At 50.0% G+C, this 9,799-nt stretch carries 9 protein-coding genes; 4 read left to right on the top strand and 5 right to left on the bottom strand.

What is annotated here, in order from left to right:
• Window positions 1-103: 103 nt before the first annotated feature.
• Window positions 104-574, bottom strand: coding sequence for a cytoplasmic protein (locus tag ACS0RQ_RS03955; RefSeq protein WP_420372481.1), 471 nt, complete (start codon window positions 572-574; stop codon window positions 104-106).
• On the bottom strand, window positions 567-971 hold the full coding sequence (locus ACS0RQ_RS03960; RefSeq protein WP_039078073.1) for a hypothetical protein: 405 nt from the start codon (window positions 969-971) through the stop codon (window positions 567-569). The genes ACS0RQ_RS03955 and ACS0RQ_RS03960 overlap by 8 nt, the downstream gene beginning before the upstream one ends.
• 103 nt (window positions 972-1,074) lie before the next feature.
• Between ACS0RQ_RS03960 and ACS0RQ_RS03965 the strand changes: the two genes are divergently transcribed.
• Window positions 1,075-1,581, top strand: coding sequence for an ESA_00282 family adhesion-associated protein (locus tag ACS0RQ_RS03965; protein WP_039078072.1), 507 nt, complete (start codon window positions 1,075-1,077; stop codon window positions 1,579-1,581).
• 48 nt (window positions 1,582-1,629) lie between these two features.
• On the opposite strand, the gene ACS0RQ_RS03970 is transcribed toward ACS0RQ_RS03965, so the two are convergent.
• From ACS0RQ_RS03970 to ACS0RQ_RS03980, 3 genes are all read right to left on the bottom strand, one after another.
• A complete protein-coding gene (locus ACS0RQ_RS03970; protein WP_039078071.1) occupies window positions 1,630-2,742 on the bottom strand; it encodes a phosphoserine transaminase in 1,113 nt (370 codons plus the stop codon).
• Between the two features lie 26 nt (window positions 2,743-2,768).
• Window positions 2,769-3,995, bottom strand: coding sequence for an ATP-grasp domain-containing protein (locus ACS0RQ_RS03975; RefSeq protein WP_271849701.1), 1,227 nt, complete (start codon window positions 3,993-3,995; stop codon window positions 2,769-2,771).
• A gap of 214 nt (window positions 3,996-4,209) precedes the next feature.
• Complete coding sequence (locus ACS0RQ_RS03980; protein ID WP_271849702.1) at window positions 4,210-5,250, bottom strand: aldo/keto reductase; 1,041 nt, start codon at window positions 5,248-5,250, stop codon at window positions 4,210-4,212.
• A 1,190-nt stretch (window positions 5,251-6,440) separates the two neighbouring features.
• On the opposite strand from ACS0RQ_RS03980, the gene ACS0RQ_RS03985 reads away from it, so the two are divergent.
• From ACS0RQ_RS03985 to hybO, 3 genes are all read left to right on the top strand, one after another.
• Entirely contained in the window at window positions 6,441-8,090 is a 1,650-nt protein-coding gene (locus tag ACS0RQ_RS03985) for a methyl-accepting chemotaxis protein (RefSeq protein ID WP_271849703.1), read from the top strand.
• A gap of 65 nt (window positions 8,091-8,155) precedes the next feature.
• The gene (locus tag ACS0RQ_RS03990) at window positions 8,156-8,443 is read left to right on the top strand and encodes a DUF2623 family protein (protein ID WP_271849704.1); all 288 of its coding nucleotides are present in this window, start codon (window positions 8,156-8,158) and stop codon (window positions 8,441-8,443) included.
• A 227-nt stretch (window positions 8,444-8,670) separates the two neighbouring features.
• Window positions 8,671-9,798 carry a hydrogenase 2 small subunit gene (gene hybO / locus ACS0RQ_RS03995; protein ID WP_071194554.1) on the top strand — a complete coding sequence of 376 codons (1,128 nt, stop codon included), beginning with the start codon at window positions 8,671-8,673 and terminating at the stop codon, window positions 9,796-9,798.
• Window position 9,799: the final 1 nt, after the last annotated feature.

A 9,799-nucleotide genomic window follows, 5' to 3' on the forward strand; every position in this document is an offset into this window, starting at 1 on the left:
GGGATGTTAACCTGAGAATACGTAAACCAATACAACGGGAATGATTCAGTGAATAGTCAAATAGGGTGAATAATTATTGATAATAAGGGGAGGGATTATAAGGTTATTTCGCTGCTTGCGCAGGCTCTGACGTGGGGGGCGTTGCAGCGTCTTCTGACGCAGGTTTTTCCTCAGGCGCAACGGTCGTCACAACCGCGGTACGGTATTCTTCATCGGCAAGCTTACGACTGATACGCAGTGTTGCTGTCTCTCTGGCAAGGATATGCTGGTAATTGGCTTCCAGCCTGGCCATTATTTTTTCCAGCAGTTCAGGGCGCTCCTCCACGATAGCGTTTATGGTCGCACCATAGATCTCTTCTTTTACCTGAAAGGCGTAGATTTCCCGGCGATTTTGCCACTTGAGTCGTACAAGGGCCGCAGGGATAGAGATGAGCTCATGGGCAATACGCTGTATGGTGGCGTTCTTACTCTGAATCAGTGCATCGATATTTTGCTTTAAGATAAATTCGTCGCTGGGTTGATTGTCTAAAGTCAAATAAACGTCGTTATTATCTATTTTCTCCACGTCATTCATCCCCTAGCTTATAAAACAAAGGCGTATCTTTTTCGCGGGTAATGAGATTAAGCCAAATTTCATTTCCTGCTTCATTAATTTGTTTGGTCTTTTCGGAAATTATTTGGCTTAATGTCTGTGCATCAATCTCGCCTTCGGCTTGCAAATCGTTCAGCAGTCGGGCAAAAGTTTCGATTTTTACCACACGATATAATCGATCTTTTATATGACGATCGCGCTCTTCAAGCAACATATTCCGCGACTGACCGGTACGATTGGCATTCGCTAATATATCGCTGGCATAATCAGAGAGCGTTCTTTTTCCCTGAGTTAAATTCGTGTCTTTTTCTGCTTCTCCCGGTTCTGTTTCCGTAACGGAAATGTGAAATCGAGCCGGGACAAGATTCTCGGGGAGCATTTCTAATATCCTTTAATATCAATAAGGTAGGAGAAGTTCAGGCGTGAGGTTCGTTGACAATATCATGGCGCACTTTTAAAATCAAAAAAAATGGAGCCTGCATATGAACAGTATTTATTATTCTGTTGTCATTTTATTGCTGTTAACGGGCGGCGTACTTTTATTGATGCGCGAAAACAATAAAAAGCCGTCCATAGCTGAAACTGAAACGTTGGCGCCGCAAGCTAAGCCTCTGTCCAAAGAGGAGGGCGAAGACCATTTCGCAATGCTAATGAATGCCATTACCCCGGTGTGGTACTGGCGTGTGAATCATGAATATATCGATTTTCTTCATGCGACGATTAAACGCATGAACATGGCGGAGATAAATAGTGTACCTGGGTTATTTGAGGCGCAGCGCCGTTGCAGCGATCTCAATTCTGCCGTCTACAAGTATTATGACAATATTAAAAAGCGCTGTTTAAACGGCGAAAAAGTGATGCACTCTGACCTTGATGTGTTGAACCTGCGCCAGTGTTTTCGCGAGTTCAGCATGGAAGCCTACCCGGAACTGGTCGTGCTGGTATGGCCGGAATATCAGCGTCCGGAGATAGACCCTGCACAGGTGTAACCTGTCGTGACGCTCCACTGCTGCCGGAGCAGCAGTGGAGCTGGCGAATCAATATTTCGCGTGGTGTTTAAAGCGGAAATCTTCCATAAAGCCGGTCAGTTTCTCTACCGCACCGAGCGTCAGCGCGTTATAGATTGAAGCGCGTACGCCGCCAATCGCGCGGTGACCGCCAAGGCCGGAGAATCCAGCGGCCGTCGCTTCATTCAGGAACAACGCTTCCAGCTCTTTCGTCGGCAAATTGAACGCAACATTCATATCAGAACGGAAAGCCGCTTCACCCCACGGGCGGTAGAAATCATTGCTGCCGTCAATCAGGCCATACAGCAATTTCGCTTTTTGCTGGTTGATTTGAGCCATATTTTCCAGCCCACCGACGTCATTGAGCAGCCAGCGTGTGACCAGCAGTACAACATAAATTGCGAAGACCGGCGGGGTGTTGAAGTTCGAGTGTGACTCAACCTGACGGCGATAATCCAGGAATGACGGCAGGTTATCCGGGGCGTTTTGTACCACGCTGTCACGAACCAGTACGATGGTAACGCCGGCCGGACCAATGTTTTTCTGCGCATGGGCATAAATCAGCGAGAATTTATCGGCCTCACACGGCTTAGACAAAAAGTCAGAAGACATGTCACAGACGCGCGGCACGTCGTCGCGGCCCAGAATACGATTGAACTGCAGACCTTCTACCGTCTCGTTGGAGACATAGTGAATGTACGGAGCGTCCGGCGAAAAATCTAACTCTTCATCGGTCGGCAGACGGCGATACCCATGTTCCTCACCGCTCCAGATGACGCGAACCGGGCCTTCACGCATGGCCTCGGTCACCACTTTACGGCTCCAGTAGCCGGTATCAAAATATTCTGCCGGATGTTTTTTCCCCCGCAGCATGGTCATCGGGACCATAGAGAACTGCTGTGTCGCACCACCCTGCAGGAACAGGATATGGTAGTTGGAAGGCAGGCCCAACAGCGTGCGGATATTGTTTTCGGTTTCACGCACCACATTTTCAAACCAGTCTGAACGGTGGCTGATACCCAGAATGGACAGCCCCGCCTCAGGGACATTAATGATCGCCTGTTGGACCTGGTTTAATACCACCTCAGGCAGCGCGCCTGGGCCGCCGGAGAAATTCAGTGCGTTATTCGGATTCAATGACATGTTCATACCTGTGTAGCATAAATGGGTTAGAGCGTTTTACCGGCCCGTTGTAACAACATTTCCCGCATCGCAGTTTTGACTTTATGCATATGAATCTGCTTGTTGGGAAACATCACTTCGTCGTCCATGGCGTGCACGACCATCGCCGGATCGATTTCAAAAATCAGCAGTTCGCCGTTCTGCGTCTCGGCACAATCGATACCGATGTACTCAAGACCCGTGCGCTGGCTAATTGCGTCCAGTGCATCACGGTGGCGTGCGGCAAAATCAGCGAATTCGTTCAGGAAGCGAGCCTCCTGAGCGCGTTTGTTTTCGTCTTCGTACATCCCTGCGTTGACATAATGGATCATCCAGTTGGACGACACGCCCATATGGCAGGCATACGCTTTGCCGTCGATTAGCACCAGGCGCATTTTGCGAAACAGACCGTCTTCACCGCTGTAATCCACGAAACGGGACAAGAAAAACGTATCCTCTTCGTTCTGCTGCAGATAGGATGCGACGGCCTCACGGTTATCCACTTTTTGTAGACCGTGACCACCATGGCTGCCGACCGGGCGCAGAATAATCGGGAAGGCGTGATCGTCGGCGATATCGGAGACGGACTTCTCTCCCGCTGCCACAGATTGCAGGGACTGGCGGCTGATATGCAGCGCCGGACAGATCACCAGACCGGGTACATTTTGCAGCAGGATACTGGCGTTGTGGCGTTCAGAATTGGGGACGTTTTGAGGCGGATTCAGGACCGGCGTAGGCCAGTCGCGCAGAACATTCTCCAGGCGCTGCAAAACGGCACTTTGTTCGTCGCTGGCACCAATCGCCACCATCACCAGATCGTGTTCCGGCACGGGTGACGTCAACGGATGCGGCGCGGTGGGATCAACATAGTAATTGATGAGATCGATGTCGCTATCTTCAAGCAGGCAGTCGAGCGGAATATTGGCCGAAAGATTACCCGGCACCATCAGCATCAGTACACGCAGTTTCGTTGGCTGACGCGCATGCCAGTGGTAAACGCGTTGCATCTGCAGCGCCTGGTTTTGAATTTGCAGACCTAACTCTTCATGTTTCAGGCTCATCATGGCCGTGGCAAGGTTCATCCACAGGGTCGCATCTTCCGGTGCTTTTTCCGCAAGGGCGATCATTTCTTGTGCCATAGAGGAGAAGTCAACACCTGCGATGCTCATACGTAAAAACGGCGCCATTCCCAGGAATGGCAACGATTGAGCTTCCGGCTCTGACGTTAACGACATACTGAGTGCCTCTGGTTATACAGTCGATATGACTTATGATGCTATAAATGACCAGATGGCAATGCGGTGATTAGCGGGGATAAAAAGCGGGATAACGGGAGTTACCCTCGGAAAGTGCGTCATTGCTGGGGTAAATAGTGCGAATTTTTCTATGAAATGCCGATAAACCACCTGAATGGTAATAAAAGAAGGGGGAACTACGCCCCCTTCATTTTTACTTATCGGAGGAGGCGTGCCAGAGGTTGAGTTCACCGTCGGCAACATGCTTATCGATCTGCGCCAGTTCGTGTTCACTGAATGTCAGATTGTTTAGCGCCAGCACGTTGTCTTCCAGTTGCTCCGGACGGCTTGCGCCGATCAACACGGAGGTGACACGGGCGTCTTTCAGCAGCCAGCTCAGCGCCATCTGGGCCATGGATTGCCCACGCGCGGTGGCCATCTCGTTAAGCAACCGCAGATTGTTCAGGTTGGCTTCGGTCAGCATTTTTTCCGACAGGCCGCGAACCTTCTTCCCTTCTTTCTGCATCCGCGAACCTTCCGGGATCCCGTTAAGGTACTTTCCGGTCAGCAATCCCTGTGCCAGCGGGGTAAAGGCGATACAGCCAACGCCGTTGGCGTCTAGCGTATCCAGTAAGCCCGTTTTATCGACCCAGCGGTTAAGTAAGTTGTAAGAAGGCTGATGGATCAACAGGGGAATCTTCCACTCGCGCAGCAGCGCTACCATTGTCTGGGTTCGCGGCGTTGAATAAGAGGAGATACCGACATAGAGCGCTTTACCGCTCTGTACGGCCTGGGCCAGCGCAGCGACGGTCTCTTCCATCGGCGTATTCTCATCGACACGGTGCGAATAGAAGATATCGACGTAGTCCAGCCCCATGCGTTTCAGGCTTTGATCGAGGCTGGCGAGTAAGTACTTACGGGAGCCGCCGGAACCGTAAGGGCCGGGCCACATGTCATATCCTGCTTTGGTGGATATGATCAACTCATCGCGGTAAGCGGTGAAATCTTCACGCAGCAAACGCCCAAAGTTTTCTTCCGCGCTACCCGGAGGCGGACCGTAGTTATTGGCTAAATCAAAATGGGTGATGCCTAAATCGAAGGCTTTACGTAACAGCGCACGCTGGGAATCAAGGGCTTGAACATGGCCGAAGCTATGCCACAAACCCAGCGACAGTGCGGGCAGGCGCAGGCCGCTTTTACCGCAGTAACGATACTGCATCTGCTCATAGCGAGCAGGGTTGGCAAACCAGGGCATGATGTCTCCTTTCTTGTAGATGTAGGGTCGAAACAGTGTTTTTATTCTATATCGTCATCGTGTCACAACAAGACTTTACGTTTTTAATGCGGCGGATTTTTGGGAAAGCGCGTGTTGGTACGCCAGGTTTAAAGCCGCGCCCGAACGAGAACGAGCCAGGTAATGATTCTCGTTGGGGTAAAACAGTCTCGTCGTTAACTTCGCTTTTTCAAATGATAAAGTTTCGTGATTATTTTTTTTGACAATTATATGGTGCTGAAATGCATTGTCGAAACTGGCCAGGAAGAAGAGGGGGCAGTGCTTTGAGGTAATATTGTGTTTAAGACGTTACGGCAAGGTAAAATAGGCTTGCGCAAATGCTTCATATCGACAGCGCTGTCGGCGATACGGCATGCGAGTTTTTTCTGAAGATGCGCAAATTTTCTGAGAAAATTCTTAGGTTATGACGTTCGTGCATCGTTGTTCCGATGAGATGGACAAACGATAAATTATATTTATTGAATATGATCGAAATAACCGTTGGTTTTCCACGCCTCCCGTAATCCTGCCTGCGCAGTGTCACTTTCAAAGCAATGCACTGTTCCATTTATCGCATTTTTATCAGAAGGTTATCATTCTCTCTGTACGTCACGGTGGAGACCGCCGTTTGTCACCATTACGGGTAACAAAAAAGCACATAACATTACTAATTGCATGGTTAATATTTCTTTGATTTTATTTATGGCAGCATGGTTAATGCTTATTTTTATATTTTATAATGATTTTTGTATTGTTGTTTTAAATTCCAATACAGGGCTGGATTGTTGTTTTTTATTTATTGCGTGTCTTTTTTTGTTTATTTATAATATTTTCTCAGGGCTTTTTTTGATTTTTTATTTATAAAAAAACGTTTTGCATTTTTATTTTAATTGCGGTTCTAATAACTCATAAATAAATTTCTCTCATAATATAAAGCAGTTACATAGTGTTTAGTTAGGTTGCTAACCTTAAAAATCGAATGATAAATCGCGCCTTGTTTTCAAAAAATAACATTCATAAGTGAAGGTAAACCACGATGGGATATGGACAAATATTGCCCATTTTGTGATCAATTTTTTACTTTGAACCATACAAATTCCCTGAATGTTGCCGATAAAGGAATTAACTCTCAATTCCGAGTAAGCATGTCCCTTCACTGCAAGGAAATAATTATGCGTATGCTTCAAAACTTTACTATCCGAATCGTCATGCTGGTGATCCTGGGCATTTTTGGCCTGCTGTGGTCCGGTGTCGGTTTGTATAGCGTTTTCTCTCTTTCAAAAGTGGCAGATGGCAATGAAGTTGATCGCCAGCTTGTGTCACAAATGACGTTGCTTAGCCAGGGCAATGACCAGTACTTCCGTTTTGTTACGCGCCTTAGTCGTGCGATGGAGGCAAAAAGCGCAGGCGGTGCAGTCGATTTTGCCCCTGCACAGCAGTCGCTTGAGAGCATGGCGAAAAAACTCACCGAGTTTAAAGCTATCTCTCCCGGACCTATGGATCCGAAGGTATCAGAGCAGGTAATCGCTGCCTGGCAGGCACTGCTTGATCAGGGTGTCACACCGCAGATGCAGGCGGCTCAACAAGGGTCGGTTGAAGCCTATCGTCAGCAGGCAAACAACGTGACCCCTGCATTGAGTCGGGCATTTGGCGCAACCACTGACAGCTTTAATAAAGCGGCAGGTGCCAGTCTTGACGAAACCCGTGTCATGGTTGACAGCCAGACCCACATCATCCGCGTGATTATTATTGTGGCAATGGTGCTGGGGTTACTGATTCTGCTATTCACCGACCGCTACCTGGTGACCATGCTGGTGAGACCGTTAGATGCCATCCGTGCTCACTTCACGAAAATGGCACAGGGTGACCTTAGCCAGCCAATCCCGGATTTTGGTCGCAATTGCGTAGGACGTGTCGTGCCATTGCTGCGTGCGACTCAGGATAGCCTGCGAGATGCGGTCAGCTCTATCCGTAACGGTAGTGAGAATATCTGGCGCGGCGCGACCGAGATTTCCAGCGGCAACAATGATCTCTCTTCCCGTACCGAAGAGCAGGCGGCAGCGCTGGAACAGACGGCAGCCAGCATGGAACAACTGACGGCAACGGTGAAACTGAACGCCGATAACGCCAGCCAGGCAAGTGAATTGGCCGATGTCGCCTCCTCAACGGCAAGTAAGGGCGGCGCGCTGGTAGAGGAAGTCATCAGTACAATGGATGGCATCTCTCAAAGCTCGAAGAAAATTGCAGAAATCACTACAGTCATTAATAGCATTGCCTTCCAGACCAACATTCTGGCCCTTAACGCCGCTGTCGAAGCTGCTCGTGCGGGTGAGCAGGGGCGTGGTTTTGCGGTTGTTGCAGGCGAAGTGCGTAACCTGGCCAGCCGAAGCGCAGGCGCGGCGAAAGAGATCGAATCGCTTATCGCAGACTCCGTTACCCGCGTAGAGAAAGGCGCCAAACTGGTCAATGACACCGGCACTACAATGGAAGGCATTCTGCGTGCGGTTACCGAAGTGACCACCATCATGAAACAGATTGCTGCTGCATCTGCGGAGCAGAGCAAAGGCATTTCGCAGGTAGGCGTCGCCATCACCCAGATGGATAGTGTCACCCAGCAGAACGCCTCGCTGGTAGAAGAAATTTCTGCTGCAGCGGCGGCGCTTGAGGTACAAACAGAAGAGTTGCAGCGTTCTGTACAACAGTTCCGTTTGTCTGCTAATGAGCAGGTCAACGTCGCTGCGCCGACAGCAGTGAAAACACCTGCCTTGCGCGGTACCGCTAAGAAAGCCGCTTCTTCGTCAGATGAATGGGTCTCGTTTTAAATAACACTGTTGCTGCTCAAAATATCGCTATATAGTTATGTATATATCGTTTGAGGGCAGTAAGAATGGAAAACCATTTTGGCAAAGGGTTGATGGCAGGGCTCAAGGCAACACAGGCGGATGACGCCAGTAGGGTCACGCATTTTTGTTCTGACTATAAACGCGGTTTTGTGCTCGGTTTTTCGCATCGTATGTTCGAAAAAACCGGTGACAGGCAACTGAGTGCCTGGGAGGCAGGCGTGCTGACGCGACGCTATGGGCTGGATAAAGAGATGATCATGGATTTTTTCCGTGAGAGCCATTCCGGCACGGCGATGCGTTTTTTTATGGCAGGCTACCGGGCCGAACGCTAAGCATACCGGCACCGTTTTTAGCCTTTTAGAAAGCCACTCTTCTGCGTGGCTTTCTTCGTTTTTATCCCCTGTGTAAATCCTCTGTACTTTGTGACATACCACGCTGATATTGAATGTTTCGTTCGTATAGACACACTTTTTGTATGATTACTTGATCGCACGCGCACACCCATTGCCTGAATCCAGTGTAAAAACAGGGCTAATTTTTGGCAAAGGAATGACAATGCATGGCCGACGAAATTCCTCAACTGACTTCTTTTACCTCCTGCGGCATTAATCGTCGCGATTTTATGAAGCTTTGTACCGCACTGGCAGCCACGATGGGGCTTAGCAGCACTGCTGCTGCGAAGATGGCGCAAGCCGTTACACAGAGCAAGCGCCCGCCCGTGGTCTGGATTGGCGCGCAGGAGTGTACTGGGTGTACTGAATCGCTGCTTCGCGCAACACATCCCACCGTTGAAAACCTTGTGCTGGAAACCATCTCGCTGGAGTACCACGAAGTACTGAGCGCCGCGTTTGGTCACCAGGTCGAAGAGAACAAACACCACGCTCTGGAAACCTATAAAGGGCAGTACGTTCTGGTGGTAGACGGTTCGATTCCGCTTAAAGACAACGGCATTTATTGCATGGTGGCGGGCGAACCGATTATCGACCACATCCGTAAAGCGGCAGAAAATGCCGCGGCGATTATCGCGATTGGTTCCTGTTCTGCATGGGGCGGTGTGGCCGCAGCCGGGGTTAACCCCACCGGGGCGGTGGGTCTGCAAGAAGTGCTCCCAGGCAAAACGGTGATTAATATTCCAGGCTGCCCGCCCAACCCACACAATTTCCTCGCCACAGTGGCGCACATTATTACCTTTGGCAAACCGCCGAAGCTTGATGCGAAAAACCGTCCGCTCTTTGCCTATGGTCGGCTGATTCACGAACATTGCGAACGTCGTCCTCATTTCGATGCCGGACGTTTCGCCAAAGAGTTTGGCGATGACGGGCATCGTGAAGGCTGGTGCCTCTACCATTTGGGATGTAAAGGTCCGGAAACCTGGGGCAACTGTTCAACGCTGCAATTCTGCGACGTGGGCGGCGTCTGGCCGGTTTCGATTGGTCACCCTTGCTATGGCTGTAACGAAGAAGGTGTTGGCTTCCACAAAGGCATTCACCAACTGGCGCATGTTGAAAACACCACGCCTCGCGTTGATAAGCCGCAGGTGAACAGCAAAGAAGGCGGTGTGATGTCGGCTTCCGCTGTTGGTCTGCTGGGTGGGGTGGTGGGATTACTGGCAGGCGTCGGGGTAATGACGGTGCGCGAGCTGGGCCGCCAGCAAAAGAAAAACAACGCTGACTCACAGGGAGAGTGAC

Origin of the sequence: Phytobacter diazotrophicus, assembly GCF_052061655.1 — a bacterium.
Taxonomy (GTDB): domain Bacteria; phylum Pseudomonadota; class Gammaproteobacteria; order Enterobacterales; family Enterobacteriaceae; genus Phytobacter; species Phytobacter diazotrophicus.